The following is a 14,687-nucleotide window of genomic DNA, read 5'->3' as shown; positions in this document are numbered from 1 at the left end:
ACAACCGTCTGAGGCCTTCGTGCTGTTTGCGAATTCCACGACGACGACCGGGCCGTACCAGTCACGGTAGAATCAATTCACTCGGGTCGCTCTCAAGAAGGGCAAACGGCCATGGATATTGACGAAGACAAGATCGACGATGCTGTCCTCGCCCTGCTGAACCTCACCTTGAGTAAAGATGGTCGGGCATGGAAGGGTCATGATTGGGACGCGATGAATCGTCTCTTCGCAAAGGGACTCATCTACGATCCCGTCAGCAAGGCGAAGTCCGTCGTGCTCACGCCGGAAGGGATCAAACGCTCGGAGCAGCTCTTTCGAGAGATGTTCGCCAAGCACGAGGGGTGAACAAAGCGCCAGGCGACAACGTCAGCGCGCTGGGCCGGATCACTCGATATCCGGTGCTCTGAGATGAACCTTCACCGTCGCAAGCAACTCGTCGATATCGAACGGTTTCGCCAGTACCCCTTCGACTGGCAGATCGCCCGCCGCCGCACGCAGATTCACCCCGGCGGACATCGCGACCACCGGAGTTGACGAGACGATCTCGGATGCATGCGTCTTGATCTGACGACTCGCCTCAATGCCACTCATGACCGGCAGCATCAGATCCATCAGCACCAGATCCGGTTGCTCAGCGACAACGAATTCGACGGCCGACTTGCCGTCGATCACGTGCGAGACACGAAACGACTCAAAGCTCAGGATCTGATCGATCAGATCCGCGATGATCATGTCATCCTCAACCACAAGGATATGTCCGCGATCTCCCACCGTCTCCCCTGACATCGTGATGCCACCCTCAAATGCACTCTTGCCAAAGTGCAGCCGTCGGTATCATTGTATCGGCATCGCTCCTCACACTGCAGCGCGAGGCACGCTCGCAGACGAAAGAGACGCTTCAATGCGGAAATCAATCCTCGATAGCGACCAGTTCTGGATCGGATGTCAGCTCATTCTGTTCGCCATCAGTGGACAGAGTGGCGTTCGACATCTCAAGCGCGCAGGTCGTCCAGGCATTGGGCTGGCCGTCCTCGCAGCGGTTCCTGTCGTGTCCGCAGCTGCGATCGCGGCGAACGCGAAGCGTGAGATCGGTGACAATCTCACGATGGCACCAACGCCAGTAGACGACGGCTATCTCGTTGACTCCGGCGTCTATGGCTTCGTGAGGCATCCGATGTATCTCAGCGCGATCCTGGGGTTGCTCAGTTGGGCCATGGGCTCACGCGCGCCGGGTGCAATCGCCGCCGTGCCGATTGCTGCACTGTTCTTCGACGCGAAAGCCCGACACGAAGAAGGTCTCCTTCGTGGACGCTACCCGCAATATGACGCCTACGCCCAACGAGTGGCAGGCAGAATCCTTCCACTGCCAGGAACTCGATAGTCAGCAACTTACGGGAGTTCGGAAGGCGCGGGCATGATATGAAGTGCTCGTGTCGGGAGTAACGCTACGCATCGTCTACCCACGTCCAGCCCGGCCCCATCGATGACGTCCATACCTGCGAACGCCTCGATATTGACCTGTCCACGTGGGCCACTGACGGCAATTGTCACCGCCCGCACGTCGCCAAGCGGCACAACTTCCGCGATGGTTCCGGGGATGCCATTCTCGATCTGCGTTCCAGACGCTGCCGGAAGTATCTGTACGTGCTCCGGTCGAATCACAACGTCGACCTTCTCGCCGACGCTCGCAGCCAGCGGAACCTGCACGACGCCAATGGTCGTTTCGATCGTCGATGTGTCGCCGGTTACGCGCACGACGCGGCCCTCATACACGTTGACACTTCGCACCAGCCCAGCGACGCGACGGTTCGCTGGATGCAACATCAACGCTCGCGGCTCGTCGATCTGCAGCAATCGACCGCTGTCGAGCAGCCCGACGCGATCAGCAATCTGATAGCCCTCTTCAAGCTCAACGGTGGCAAACAGCGTCGGCACACCGATGTGGCGCAGCAGCTCGCCGATCTCGTCGCGCACCGACTTGCGCATCTCGCGATCGAGGTGTCCAAGCGGATCGTCAAGCAGCAGGACATCCGGATCAGTGACGAGCGCACGCCCGAGCGCAACCCGAATTAACATCACCGGAGTGAGGTCGTGCGGATACAAATCGCGTACCGCATCGAGCTCAAGCAGATCGCACAGACGGTCGACACGCGTGGCAACGACTGCCGGCTGCAGGTCATTCACCTTCAATAGTGGATAGGCGATGTTTTCGTCAACGGTCAGGTGATCGAACAACGCATGCGATTGCGGGACAAAGCCGACATAGCGATCTCGTGGCGGGAGATTGACGCCAAGCCCTGTTGAGAGAACCTGGCGTCCGAGGATCTCAATCGAGCCGTTGTCTGGCTGAAACACGCCCGCAATCGACCGCAGCACGACACTCTTTCCCGAACCGCTAGGGCCGATCAAACACACTACCTCGTTGCCCATCTCGATCGAGACAGACAGCATCGTTGATTTCAGCCGGGACTCAATCGTCAGTGCCAATACCATCACGCCTGCAAGCCTACTCTCTCCGGCGACCTTCCGCACCAATGATTGCCGCGTTGGACTGTTACACTCGGCGGGGTCCGCTTTGGTGAAAAGGAACAATACGACATGACGATGCTGAGCTATCGATGTGAGCGGTGCGGGCATGCGAGTCCGCTGAGCAACCCAACCTGGAAATGCGACGTGTGCGGCGGCGCGCTGGAGCTGTCGAGTAACACAGTGATCGCACCGTCGGACATAAATCAGACGGATCGATCGCTCTGGCGCTTTCTGGCTGCTATGCCGGTCGGGCAGGGCGACACGCACGCACTCGGCGCGGGAATGACTCCACTTGTTCCTGGCTCACTGGCTGGGCATCCTGTGCTGTTCAAGCTGGATGCGTTGCTCCCGACAGGATCATTCAAGGATCGCGGCGCAGCGATCATGGTGGCATATCTGCGCGAAGTCGGCGCGAACAAGCTCATCATTGATTCATCGGGAAATGCCGCAGCGGCAATGTCGGGGTTCTCCGCCGCCAATGGACTGCAGTGCATCGTGTACGCGCCCGCCACCACGTCGCCGGGGAAGCTCGTGCAGTCACGCGCGTTCGGTGCTGTTGTCATCCCGGTCGAAGGTTCACGTGACGCCGTCGCGACCGCAGCACAGGAGGCGGCAGCAAGCGATCCGAGCGCCCTGTATGCCAGTCACAACTGGCACCCCATCTTCGTCGAAGGCGTCAAGACGTGGGCACTCGAAGTCTGGGAGCAACTTGGTTTCAGCACGCCCACGACCGCCTGGGTACCGACTGGCGGCGGCAGCGCGTTCGTCGGAGGCTGGCGAGGGTTCAGCGCGACCGGCGGCGCGATACCGCGGATGATGGCGGCGCAGCCAAAAGCGTGCGCCCCACTCGTGAAGGCATTTGCAGCGAACGCCGACGATGTCGAGCCGGTCGAAGCAGGCGCAACGATTGCTGAAGGCACGAAGATTGGTGCGCCAGCACGCGGGCGACAAATGCTGGACGCGATTCGGTCGTCTGGCGGCAGCGCATTTGCCGTCAGCGAATCAGATATCGCAGCAACGCTTCAAGAGCTATGGCGGCAGGGACTGTACGTTGAACCGACCGCCGCTGTCGGAGCTGCCGCGTTTCGCAACGCCGTTGCCAATGGTTTTGCTCTCCCAGATGGCAACCATGTCATCTTGCTCACCGGCAACGGACTGAAGGCCACCGAGACAAATGCAAGCCTGCTCGGCTAGACTTTAGTATCGATGAAACAACTCGCGCACATTATGGAGGTATCAGCAACAGAATGGCTGAGGAAATGACGGGCGGCAATGCTGCGATCGCAGCGATAGAAGCCGCTGGTGTAGATGTCGTGTTTGGCATTCCAGGTGTTCACACGCTGGCGTTCTACGATGCGCTCCACGGGCGCAGCATCAGACACATTCTCGCGCGTCACGAGCAGGGTGCCGGATTCATGGCCGATGGCTACGCGCGGGCGACTGGAAAGCCCGGCGTAGCGCTCATCATCACCGGGCCAGGTATCACCAACGTTTCGACAGCAGTCGGCGAGGCCTATGCCGACTCTTCGCCGGTCGTTGTCATTTCGTCGCAAGTCGAGCGCGAGTGGGCCGGCAAGATGCGCGGTAACCTGCACGACCTGCGCGATCAGTCGGGCCTGATGAGTGTCGTGACCAAACAATCAACCGTCGTCGATGCGCACGACGCCATCGCCGGGCACGTCTATGGCGCAATTCAGGCATCGACTGCCGGTCGGCCTCGCCCGGTGCACGTTGAGGTGCCGCTGGACGTTCTCGCAGAGACGGGGACATTCGCCGAGCCGGAGCTGCTCCCGACGTACCGCGCGACGCCAACCGTAGAAGTCGCGACAAAGGCCGCCGAGGCTATTGCGAGCGCAAAGCGCCCGATTATCTACGTTGGCGGCGGAGCAGCCGATGCCAGCGAGCCGATTACGGCTCTCGCGTCGCTGATCGGCGCGCCGGTCATCTGCTCAGTCATGGGCAAGGGTGTTGTCGCAGACGATCATCCGTATGCGCTCGGCCACGCCTGGGACCCGTGGGGTGGGGAAAATCCGGCAGACGACATCCTGCAGGAGTCGGATCTGGTGCTTGTAATCGGCACCAAGCTCGGTGCGCAGGAGACGAACTACTGGAAGATGCCGCTGCCATCCCGGATGATCCGCGTCGACATCGATCCATCAGAGATCAACCTGAACTATCCAAATCCGGAAATCGGTATCGTCGCCGACGCGCGCGCAACTGCCGAGTCGCTGCTCGAAGCCGTGCGAGCACGTGGCGATGTCGCGCCACGCTGGACTACAGACGAGGTCGCTGCCGTTCGGGATCGCATTCGTGACGTTCGCGCCGACGCAGTCTACGGCGGCTACGTTGATGCCATGCGCGACGTACTGCCGCGAGAGGGCATCATCGTCCATGACATGACAATGATGAGCTATCGCATGAACGATGCGTTCCCGGTGTATCACCCGCGAACGTACCTCTTCCCGTCGAACTTCGGCACGCTCGGGTTCTCCGTCCCGGCGGCCATCGGCGCGAAGATCGGTCGGCCCGATACGCCGGTCGTCGCAGTCGTTGGCGACGGTGGATTCCAGTTCACGATGCAGGAGCTGGCGACAGCGATCCAGTTTGATGTCACGGTCCCGATCGTGATCTTCAACGACTCGACCTACACCGCTGTCGAAGGCGCAATGCAGCACAGCTTCTCCGGCAAGGTGATGGCGACCGACCTGGTGAACCCGGACTACGTGAAGCTGGCCGACGCCTATGGCATCCCCGGCATCCGGGCCAATTCACCTGAAGAGATGGCCGTCGCCATTCGAGATGCGTTCGAGCGAACCGGCCCGACCATCATCGACGTGCCAATTCCTCGCTCGACAGGTAACTAAGCATTCAATTCACTCAACTGAGAGCCGGTCGCGTTTACCGCGACCGGCTCTTGCCATAATTCCCATTCGCGACGTGGCACGCCGCCTGCCAATACAGAACTGTCAGTCGTCCAACGACGGCTGCTGGTTGACGTAATGGGAGGACTCGCATGGCATCAAATCGACCCTTCGATGAAGAGCGAATCAGCACGGACGACGTGTCGCCACACAGAGAGCGATCTGTTGAGCAGACCACTGCCTACGTTCGAGAACCGCACGTGGATGAAGTGCACTCAGTTCGTGAAGATGTGATCATCGATCACATTACCGGTCGACGAGCGCTGTTGTTACGGATCGAGAACATTCTGTGGTTCTTCTGCAGCCTGATCGCCATCATTATGGCTCTTCGGATCGTGTTCCTGCTGTTTGAAGCGAACACGGCCAACGGTTTCGTGAACTTTGTCAATCGCTTTACGAATCCGTTTGTCCGACCGTTCGACGGTATCTTCACCAATCCGTCGAGCGGTGGAAGCGTTCTCGACACGGCTGCGGTGTTCGCCATGGTCCTGATCGCAATCATCACCTGGGCGGTCGTGCGCTTGCTCTGGCTCGTCTTCGACATCCCCGAAAGCGGTACGAGTCGGTCGGTGGGGAAGTATCGCCACGATAGAATGTAGCGACTCGGCGAAACCTCGGACAAGATGCAACAGGGCGGCCCATTGGCTGCTCTGTTTTGCTGTTTCGCAGACTATACTGCCGAGGGATGCGGAAAGGGGAGGTTGTGGAGACAGCAGGCGCACAGCGAATCGCTCAGTTTGGGACATCAGTATTCACCGAGATGAGCCAGTTGGCCGCCGAACATCAGGCGATCAATCTCGGGCAGGGATTCCCGGACTTCGCCGGGCCGGAGTTCGTGAAAGAGGCCGCCGCGCGAGCGATCGCCGCCGACCACAACCAGTACGCACCCAGCCACGGCACACCGCGACTTCGGTCTGCCATCGCCGCCGACTGGCACGCGCGATTCGGCCAGGAGATTGACCCCAACAGCGAGATCACGGTCACGACCGGCGCAACCGAAGCGCTGTTCGCGGCGATGATGGCGTTCCTCAATCCCGGCGACGAGGCGATCTTCTTCGAGCCGTTCTACGATGGCTATGTTGCCGATGTCGTCATGGCCGGTGCCGTCCCGCGAGTCGTGCGCCTGAATCCGCCGGATTGGTCGTTCGACACCGACGCGCTGCGTGCGGCGTTCACCCCCAGGACACGCCTGCTGTTACTCAACAATCCGCACAACCCGACCGGCAAGGTCTTTTCGAAGCCGGAGCTGGAAGCGATTGCGGCGCTTTGCATCGAGCACGATGTCATCGTGCTAAGCGACGAGGTCTACGATCGCATCGTTTTTGACGGCATCGAGCACACGCCAATTGCACTTCTGCCCGGCATGGCCGAGCGGACACTAACGATCAACTCGACCGGCAAGACGTTCTCTATGACCGGGTGGAAAATCGGCTATACGATTGGACCGGCCCGACTGAATGCCGCAATCCGCGCCGCGCATCAATTCATTGTCTTCGCGACCGCGACGCCATTTCAGGAAGCGATGGCCGAGGCGATCGAGCAAGCGTCACGTGATGGCTATTATCAGACGCTGCACGACGAATACGCCGCTCGACGCGATCGTCTCCGAGCGGCGCTCTCCGATGCTGGGCTGGATCCATTGGCGTGCCAGGGAAGCTATTTCCTGCTGGCGGACATCACCCGGTGGGGCTTTGATAATGATGTTGAGTTCTGCCGTTACCTGGCACGAGAGGTTGGCGTCGCGGCGATCCCGCCGTCGGCGTTTTATCTCGATCCCGCGACCGCCCCGCCACTGGCGCGATTCTGCTTCGCCAAGAAGCTCGAGACGATCGACGCAGCTGCAGAGCGGCTGATCACTCGTCGTCCATAAACGGATCTAGCGGCCCGCGCAATGCAACGCGGGCCGGTGCACCATCACCATTGCGCAGCTTCAACGGCATGCACAGGAGTTCGTACTCACCGGCTTCGACTTCGCGAAGGTCAAGCCCCTCAACGATGATGACGTCGTTGCCCAGCAGCTCAAGATGCGTCTCGGTGCCTGTCGTGTGGAACGGACCGATTGATAGATAGTCGATGCCGATGAGCTTGATGCCATTGGCTACGGCCCACTCGGCCCCATCGAGCGAGAGGCCGACGAAGATCGCTGAACGTGTCCGGGATCGCCGCCCAAAGGGATGGAGTTGCTCGTTTTCAGCAGCAGGCGGAACGTGTCAGCAGGAATCTCTGCATTAACCAGATCGTCGGCGGTGACTTCGTCCCTGACGTGGGCCATGTCCGCAACCCAGCACGGACCGATCCAGCGATCGAGCGGAACCTGATCGACAGTCGGGCCGCCGCGCACAGTGACGCGGTGGATCGGACGCCAGTGTGGCTGGTCATGACGATCCGGGTAACGTTGGCAACATCGCCAGGAGTCTGCGACAGCACGTCGGTCGCCACGATCTCCTCGCCGACCCACTGGCACATGCCGGGGTAGATGGCGACGCTGATATCGATCAACCGCGTCCGATTTGACACGACGCCCATCCTGTCCGAAGAAGCTGCGGTGACTACCCGCGTAGCGCAGGAAGCACGTCGCGAGTGACTTCGTGCATCACTTCAACATACTCGTCACCGGGCCAGGAGAAGATCACTTCGGTGAAACCGGCTGCCTGATACTCGACGATCATCTTCTTGACATCATCGACAGACGTCCACATCTCGCCGACCGGCCAGACCGAATGCACGATCGTCTTCGGGTCACGTCCAACATCAACGAGCGCACGGTCGAGCGCTTCCAGCCGCGGCTGGATCGTCTCAACAGGACCGCGTGTATTCCACTCGTCGGCGTACTTCGCCGTCAGGCGGAGCATCCGTGGGCCGGACGATCCGATCATGAGCGGGATGTGCGGCTTCTGGATCGGCTTCGGCTCGAACGGCGCGTCGTTCACCCAGTAGTACTTGCCCTTGACGGTCGCGCGCTCGTCTTCCTGCAGACGGGTGATGATCTCCAGAGCTTCCTCGAAACGATCGACCAGTTCGCGATTCCCGGGCATGTCATAGCCGTAGGCATCATGCTCACGCACCCACCAGCCCGCGCCAATGCCCAGGATGAGACGCCCATTTGAGATGTGATCGATCGTAACCGCCTGCTTGGCCAGCAGGGCCGGATTGCGATACGTATTCCCGGTGACCATCACACCGAATCGGATTGTCGAGGTCGCCATTGCGAGACCGGCGATGGCCGTCCACGCTTCGTAAATCGGCTCAAGATCTTTACCCGGCTCGTCGCCGGTGATGAAGTGGTCTGTAACCCAGACCGTGTCGAAGCCGAGCGACTCGGCCTCCTGCCAGCGCTGGACGAGCTCCGGAAACGGCTTCCGCGTCCCGCTGACGATGCCAAAGCGCATGCCAACCTCTTGCGTCAACTTATCCCCCCTCGCGTGTTCCGATTGTTGGGCGACCGACGACCTCTGCCACACCGCGCTCGATGCCCGCGGGTGTGGCTCGTGCGGCCCGCCTAGTTCTGTTTGCTCACCTGCAGCTCAATCACACCATCGGCTGACCCGACAATTGCCCGTTGCGCCATGTTCAGGAACAGGCCATGCTCAACGACGCCTGTTATCGAACCGAGCTCAACTGCAAGCTTCTGCGGATCATCCACGGACGGCGTGTTGAGGTCAAGGATCATGTTGCCGTTGTCGGTGATAAACGTCTCATCCCCACGCACACGAACAACCGGTGTCCCGAGATTGGCCAGGCGGCGCTCAGTGAGCTTCCAGCCGTATGGCAGCACCTCGACGGGAACCGGCACCTGAACGTATGCGTCGGCCAGCCGATCGACGACTTTCGACTCGTCAACAATCAGGACGAACTCTCGGGCTGCCAACGCCACGATCTTCTCGCGGGTCAACGCACCGCCCAACCCCTTGATGGCACCCAGCGCGTGCCGATCCACGGCGTCCGCACCATCGATCGCAATGTCGAGCGGTGCTTCAAGTTCCTCCAGAATGATCCCGACCGCGCGCGCTGCTTCCGCTGTGCGCTCGGACGTCGCGACAGCATGGAGCCGCAGCCCCTGCTCAACCAGCAGACCGAGCTCGCGCACAAACAGTTCGGCGGTCGAGCCGCTTCCCAGCCCGACGCGCATACCGTCCATCACGAGTCGAGCAGCCGCCTCAGCGACCCGTTGTTTGTTCTCCGTGTTCTGTAACACTCGTTCATCAATGTTCATGGCAGCAGGATACTGCAACGCCATGAGCCACGCATCGCGTCCGCCGTGCGCGATAGGATTACGACAGGCGGTATTGGCGAGATACGGGAGACCTTGGTTGACGTGAGCGGCACATCAGGCGAGTCACGTATTCGTGTCTGGGCAGAGCAACGCGGTGAGAACCAGTTGCTGATGACCTGGACCTGGGATGAGTCGGTAGGCTCAACCCGCGACACCGATGCAGATCGGCGCTCCGTGGCCGCGACGGTCAGCGTGCTAGGCGGCATTCTCGCCAGCGACGCCAACGACGATGGTGTGCTCGTCCAGTACGACAGCGAGCAGATTGCCAAGGCCGATATCGCGGCGGCGGTTCGCTCGGCGCTGACTCAACCGGACGACCTGCGCACCCGCGCCAACGGACTGATGCGACGCGCGCCCGCCTACATCTCGTTGGCCCGATCGCTCGCGCTGGACGAGCGCGTCAGCCCGATGCCTGAGGCGGCCCGACAGGTTGCAACGCGATCGACTGCGCCGTCGACATTACCGCTCCGATTCGTGCCCGGCTTTCCGCTCATCTCCAAGGTCATCGGCATCCTGCCGGTGCTTGGCACGCTGAGCCGTTGGAGTCGCGAGGCATCGCCCGAGGTTGTGGCGGAACATCTGACCGAGGCCGGGCTCACCCGCGATCAGATTGATGTCGACCTGGCAACGGCTCGCGAGAGCGTCGAGTTCGCACGCCGATTCGCCGGAGACAAGGCTGGTCAGGCTGCCACCCGGGCCGCTTCTGCCATCGCCCGTGCGCGGTCAGTCACTCGCGACTGGGTTCATCAGCACACAGAATCGTCGGACTCCGAGGATACTCAGGGTTCGAGCTGATCCGACGGCGTTGGCGTTTCCGTCGGCGTCACTTCCGACGCGGTCGGGGTCGGGGTTGGGGTCGATCGCTGCTCCTGATTGGAATCCATCGGGCGGGTTGCGTTCGTGTCATCCGGCAGGTTCCCGGCCAGATACCGCAGCGAGTCCCAGTCACCAACAAGGTAATAGCCGCCATCGATCCAGGACTCCTCGACATAGGGAGCCAGCGAGTGCGAATAGATATTCGCCTGGTCGATCTCCTGACCCAATCGGGCCAGCGACAGCATCTGGCGCAGCGACAGGTCAGTGCGGACTGAGTCGCCGACCTCAGCCAGAAGCTCCGGGATCTTGGTCACCGCGCCGGTGCCAATCGCCCGATCACGAATCGCCATCAGGACCTGTTGCTGGCGTTGCTGGCGGGCAAAGTCGCCGTCGTCGTGGCGCGTGCGCGAGTAGCGCACGGCAGTCGGACCGTCCATCATCTGCAATCCAGGCGTGAAATAGACCCGCGTGTAGCCGTAGTCGCCGGTCGGATACTGGTCGTCCTTGACAATGCCAGGCACGTCGATGATGACGCCGCCTAGCGTGTCGATGACGCGCTCCATACCGATGATGTCGACCTCGGCGAAGAAGTCGATCCGGATGCCGAAGTTGTATTCGACTGTCTGTGCTGCCAGAGTCGGACCGCCGCCGGGGATGTTCTCGTTTACTTCCCCATACGGGTAGGCCGCGTTGATCTTCGTGGCGCTGTACCCGGGGATCTCAACCAGCAGGTCACGCGGAATCGACATCATGTCAACACGCTTGTTGACCGGATCCACTCGCACGACGATCATCGTGTCGCTGCGCGGTGGCCCCTCTTCGCCCTCACGCGCATCAACGCCGAGCAGCAGGATGTTGATCGGCTGCGTGCCGTCCCATTCAGGGTAGGCGGTCGGCGTCGGGCCGGGCTGTGTCGCCGTCGCATCTGGCTCAGCCGTGCTGGTCGCTGCGGCGGCTATCGTCGTGCCAGTCGCGGCCGGCGAGGTCGCGGTCGCTTCTGGTTCTACAGGCGGCGGGGCAGTCGCGTCCGCGAAGTGCTCGCGTTCTACTGGGGTCACGAAGACCTTGCCGGCTGCGTTGCGCGCCTCAATAGCGATCGGCACAACGACCGACGCGGCCCAGATGGCCATTACCAGCGGCAGGAACAGCAGCAGAACTGTGGCGATGACGCGGACCGAGCGCGGTTGTCGACGCCGTGCAGCCCGCAGAAACGCGGGCAAGCGCATCGTCTGGCCGAGATCCGGCTTGGCGGCACTCGACTCAACGTCCGAAGCGTACGAACGCGCGCCCTTGGAGCGGGGCAGCGGGTAGCGCGGCTGAGCGACGCGACCGCGTCGGCGAACCGTCGTTGAAAGGTATTGATTAGGAAGACGGCGTCGTTTCATGTACCTCGCGCGGTTGCTCCGAGTCGTCGATATGACAACCGCTGTAGAGCATACACGTCACGCGCAGCGACTGATGTCGCCAGGCATCGCCAGAATCTAGACCACCGATGAAGGAGTCTTCGCCGCCTGCCGCAATTCTTCAAACAGTGCCGCGACCCATGCCACTGTGCGCTGCTCCCGGAAGCCCTCGATGTTCTGGCGCACTGCCACCTTCGTATCGTCAGGCATCCGGTCGTAGGTGCGGGTAGCACCCTCAAGCTCAGGATGAGCGGCTGCGAACCGGCGCGTCTCGGCGGCCATGTCGTCGTAGGCAACCTGCGGTCGCTCGATGACATACCCACGCTCGCTGCCGTCTCGATCGAGCAGGATAAACACCGGAATCGCCTGGTAGCCATCCTTGCGCAGGTAGGAGGCGGCGAGGTCACGATGCTCATCGCGGCGAAGAATCCGCACATCCACGTCGGCTGACTCGCGTGCGAGCCGCGCAACCGGCGGGATGAACTGCGCCGAGTCACCGCAGAAATCCTCAGTCAGCACGAGAATCCTGACCGGGTCGTCGTTGAACGCATGGAGCTGTTCGTCAGTCAGTTGCGTCGTCTCGATTCGATCGCCGAAGATATCGCGATTCACCGCCATGCTGTTGACGTAATCGTCAACTTCCATCGCAGAATCCCAAAGGTCTGCTGCCGTCATATGTACTCCCTTGGTGTAGGATCGTCGCCGGACGCGTACACCTGCTGCAACGCGACCGGTTGCAGCCTATTCCCCGACAGCGATGGCACGCGACCAGGATGTGAACAGTTCAGGCTGAGAGGAGCACACCACGCCAGCGCCGATGGTCGTCCAGGAAATCAATCAGACAGTGGCCAGTGAAATCGCCGCAATTGCGCGCGCATTGCCGTACCGTGAAGCGGTCGGCGTCGATCGTGATCGTGTCTACTGGGTCGAAGTTCCTGGCCGCCAACGCATTGGAGTGGCGTTTGCTCCCGATACGCCGGGCGGACCGTGCTGGATGATCGCGTTCGACATGGCGTTGATGGGGCGCGTGTCCCGGAGCGACATTCGTGCCATCGTTGAGCTGTTTGCAGGGCGTGGCGCACGCTGGGAAGATGCGCCAATTACGGACGTTGCCCCGAATCTGATGATGGTTCGGGTGCGCGCGCAATAGCCGACGCACCCCTCAGGATCGCCGGTAGTCCTCAAAATCTGCGACATTCCTCGTAGGCGGCGCTTGGTCCGCTTGCGACATATGGTCATTGTCGCACTCATGCGGTCATGGCATCGTGATGCCTGTGAGTGTGCATCCCGCCATGGGGAAGGGGTATCGTGTCGGACATCGTCGCGCAGGAGCCGCCAACAACACAACGAACGTCGCTGTTCGGCAAGCTCCGCGAACTGCTGGGGACGCATCCAGGCCCGGTCTGGCTGATGGCGTTCTGCAATCTTGTGCTCTGGACGGGTCGCGGCATGACGATCCCGTTCCTGGTCATCTTCTTCTCGCAGATCGTCGGTCTGCGCGCCAGCATCGTTGGCAGCGGCATTGCCATTGCCAGCCTCGGCGGCATCGGCTTCCTGACGCTTGTGGCCGGACAGATCGACCGTCGCGGCGGTCGTCCGGTGCTTCTTGTCTGCATGGTGACGCTGGCGTCCGCCACAGTGATTTATCCGTGGGGGACATCGATATGGTCGTTCCTCGCCATCACTGCAGTGCTCAATTGCGCAAGCCAGGTTTATTGGCCGGCGTCCGACGCGACGATCGCATCGCTGACCAAGCGGGCGCTGGTGGCCGAAGCGATGTCGGTGCTGCACGTTGCCAACGCCATCGGGCTCGGTCTGGGCGGCATGATCGGCGGACTGATCGTCGCCGGCGGCGGCATGCGCGAATACCGGATGCTCTTCCTGATCAGCTCTGTCCTCATCGCCGGTGCAGCGCTGCTTGTCTGGCGCATGGTTCCGGCGATTCGACTACCGTCGACCAACGAAGATGGACGCCACGGCACCTGGGCTGATGTCATCGCTGACCGGACGTTCATGTTCTCGATGACGATCATGTTCATTCTCGTCTTTGGCTTCACCCAGATCACGATGAGCGTCCCGGCGTTTCTCCGTGAGGAAGCCGGAATCGGCGAAGGCACAATCGGCGGGCTGTTCCTGCTGAACACGCTGATCGTGGTCTCAACGCAGATCCCGATCGCTGCCTGGATCAATCGCGGACGCGTCGGTCCGCCGCTTATCGGTGGCGCGATCTTCTGGACGATCGCGTTCATCTTCGTTCTCGCGACACCCACGTTTGGCGTCATCTCGGCCGCCGCAGCGTTCGTCGCCTTTACAGCCGGTGAGGTGCTGTTCATGCCGGTGACTGCTGTCGTGCCGGTTCGGCTGGCACCGGTTCACCTGCGCGGACGCTACTTCTCGGCAACGAGCATCGTCTGGGGCGGATCGTATGCGGTCGCAACGTTTGCAGCCGGGATCGGGCTTGACTTGCCGAACCCGGGCGTGATCTGGCCAATGATGGCGGTTCTGATGGTGGTCGGCGCAGCCCTCGCCGTCCCGTTCGCACGCTCACCACGGGTTGCACTGTCGTAGCGCTGGTGGTCACTCCTCCGTGCTGGACTTTGTCGGACGGGTGGGAGATCTCTCACTGCGGTTCGAGATGACAGGACAAGCGGGAGGTTGCCAATCCAGCAGCCCGTCATTGCCAGCAATGGCGAGTATTCCGAGCCGGCAGGCCCTCACGCCTCCTGTCATCCTGAGGTCGCAACC

16 protein-coding genes are annotated in these 14,687 nt (G+C 61.3%); 9 read left to right on the top strand and 7 right to left on the bottom strand.

Features of this window, described 5'->3' with window-relative positions; all coding sequences use genetic code 11:
* Positions 1 to 111 precede the first annotated feature (111 nt).
* Positions 112 to 345: a DUF6429 family protein gene (locus M9890_02345; protein ID MCO5175798.1), complete on the top strand. Its 234-nt coding sequence runs from the start codon at positions 112 to 114 to the stop codon at positions 343 to 345.
* 39 nt (positions 346 to 384) lie between these two features.
* On the opposite strand, the gene M9890_02340 is transcribed toward M9890_02345, so the two are convergent.
* Complete coding sequence (locus M9890_02340) at positions 385 to 786, bottom strand: response regulator transcription factor (protein ID MCO5175797.1); 402 nt, start codon at positions 784 to 786, stop codon at positions 385 to 387.
* Positions 787 to 901: 115 nt separating this feature from the next.
* Here M9890_02340 and M9890_02335 point away from each other — a divergent pair, with 115 nt between their 5' ends.
* Complete coding sequence (locus M9890_02335; GenBank protein MCO5175796.1) at positions 902 to 1,381, top strand: isoprenylcysteine carboxylmethyltransferase family protein; 480 nt, start codon at positions 902 to 904, stop codon at positions 1,379 to 1,381.
* A gap of 8 nt (positions 1,382 to 1,389) precedes the next feature.
* Here the strand turns inward: M9890_02335 and M9890_02330 are convergent, their stop codons facing one another.
* Positions 1,390 to 2,493, bottom strand: coding sequence for an ABC transporter ATP-binding protein (locus M9890_02330; GenBank protein MCO5175795.1), 1,104 nt, complete (start codon positions 2,491 to 2,493; stop codon positions 1,390 to 1,392).
* 216 nt (positions 2,494 to 2,709) lie between these two features.
* Here M9890_02330 and M9890_02325 point away from each other — a divergent pair, with 216 nt between their 5' ends.
* The 4 genes from M9890_02325 to M9890_02310 all read left to right on the top strand — a co-directional run bounded on the left by M9890_02325 (position 2,710) and on the right by M9890_02310 (position 7,320).
* Positions 2,710 to 3,723, top strand: a complete 1,014-nt coding sequence (locus tag M9890_02325) for a pyridoxal-phosphate dependent enzyme (protein MCO5175794.1) — start codon at positions 2,710 to 2,712, stop codon at positions 3,721 to 3,723.
* Between the two features lie 53 nt (positions 3,724 to 3,776).
* Positions 3,777 to 5,393: a thiamine pyrophosphate-binding protein gene (locus M9890_02320; GenBank protein MCO5175793.1), complete on the top strand. Its 1,617-nt coding sequence runs from the start codon at positions 3,777 to 3,779 to the stop codon at positions 5,391 to 5,393.
* Between the two features lie 149 nt (positions 5,394 to 5,542).
* Positions 5,543 to 6,049: a YggT family protein gene (locus tag M9890_02315; protein ID MCO5175792.1), complete on the top strand. Its 507-nt coding sequence runs from the start codon at positions 5,543 to 5,545 to the stop codon at positions 6,047 to 6,049.
* Between the two features lie 104 nt (positions 6,050 to 6,153).
* Positions 6,154 to 7,320 carry a methionine aminotransferase gene (locus tag M9890_02310; GenBank protein MCO5175791.1) on the top strand — a complete coding sequence of 389 codons (1,167 nt, stop codon included), beginning with the start codon at positions 6,154 to 6,156 and terminating at the stop codon, positions 7,318 to 7,320.
* A 320-nt stretch (positions 7,321 to 7,640) separates the two neighbouring features.
* Here the strand turns inward: M9890_02310 and M9890_02305 are convergent, their stop codons facing one another.
* From M9890_02305 to rpiA, 3 genes are all read right to left on the bottom strand, one after another.
* Positions 7,641 to 7,967 (bottom strand): hypothetical protein, encoded by a 327-nt coding sequence (locus M9890_02305; protein MCO5175790.1) that lies wholly within the window; start codon positions 7,965 to 7,967, stop codon positions 7,641 to 7,643.
* A 32-nt stretch (positions 7,968 to 7,999) separates the two neighbouring features.
* A complete protein-coding gene (locus M9890_02300) occupies positions 8,000 to 8,857 on the bottom strand; it encodes a TIGR03560 family F420-dependent LLM class oxidoreductase (GenBank protein ID MCO5175789.1) in 858 nt (285 codons plus the stop codon).
* 92 nt (positions 8,858 to 8,949) lie between these two features.
* Positions 8,950 to 9,663, bottom strand: coding sequence for a ribose-5-phosphate isomerase RpiA (gene rpiA / locus M9890_02295; GenBank protein ID MCO5175788.1), 714 nt, complete (start codon positions 9,661 to 9,663; stop codon positions 8,950 to 8,952).
* A 102-nt stretch (positions 9,664 to 9,765) separates the two neighbouring features.
* On the opposite strand from rpiA, the gene M9890_02290 reads away from it, so the two are divergent.
* Positions 9,766 to 10,518 (top strand): hypothetical protein, encoded by a 753-nt coding sequence (locus M9890_02290; GenBank protein ID MCO5175787.1) that lies wholly within the window; start codon positions 9,766 to 9,768, stop codon positions 10,516 to 10,518.
* Here the strand turns inward: M9890_02290 and M9890_02285 are convergent.
* Together M9890_02285 and M9890_02280 are read right to left on the bottom strand one after the other, a co-directional pair.
* Positions 10,503 to 11,924, bottom strand: coding sequence for an LCP family protein (locus M9890_02285; GenBank protein MCO5175786.1), 1,422 nt, complete (start codon positions 11,922 to 11,924; stop codon positions 10,503 to 10,505). The two genes, M9890_02290 and M9890_02285, sit on opposite strands and share 16 nt — an antisense overlap.
* A 96-nt stretch (positions 11,925 to 12,020) precedes the next feature.
* Positions 12,021 to 12,617: a thioredoxin family protein gene (locus M9890_02280; protein ID MCO5175785.1), complete on the bottom strand. Its 597-nt coding sequence runs from the start codon at positions 12,615 to 12,617 to the stop codon at positions 12,021 to 12,023.
* Positions 12,618 to 12,786: 169 nt separating this feature from the next.
* Between M9890_02280 and M9890_02275 the strand changes: the two genes are divergently transcribed.
* Positions 12,787 to 13,092 carry a hypothetical protein gene (locus M9890_02275; GenBank protein ID MCO5175784.1) on the top strand — a complete coding sequence of 102 codons (306 nt, stop codon included), beginning with the start codon at positions 12,787 to 12,789 and terminating at the stop codon, positions 13,090 to 13,092.
* A gap of 158 nt (positions 13,093 to 13,250) precedes the next feature.
* Positions 13,251 to 14,510, top strand: a complete 1,260-nt coding sequence (locus tag M9890_02270; GenBank protein ID MCO5175783.1) for an MFS transporter — start codon at positions 13,251 to 13,253, stop codon at positions 14,508 to 14,510.
* Positions 14,511 to 14,687 lie beyond the last annotated feature (177 nt).

This window comes from Thermomicrobiales bacterium, from assembly GCA_023954495.1.
Lineage (GTDB): Bacteria > Chloroflexota > Chloroflexia > Thermomicrobiales > CFX8 > JAMLIA01.
This window is presented reverse-complemented; position numbering and strand designations above follow the sequence as displayed.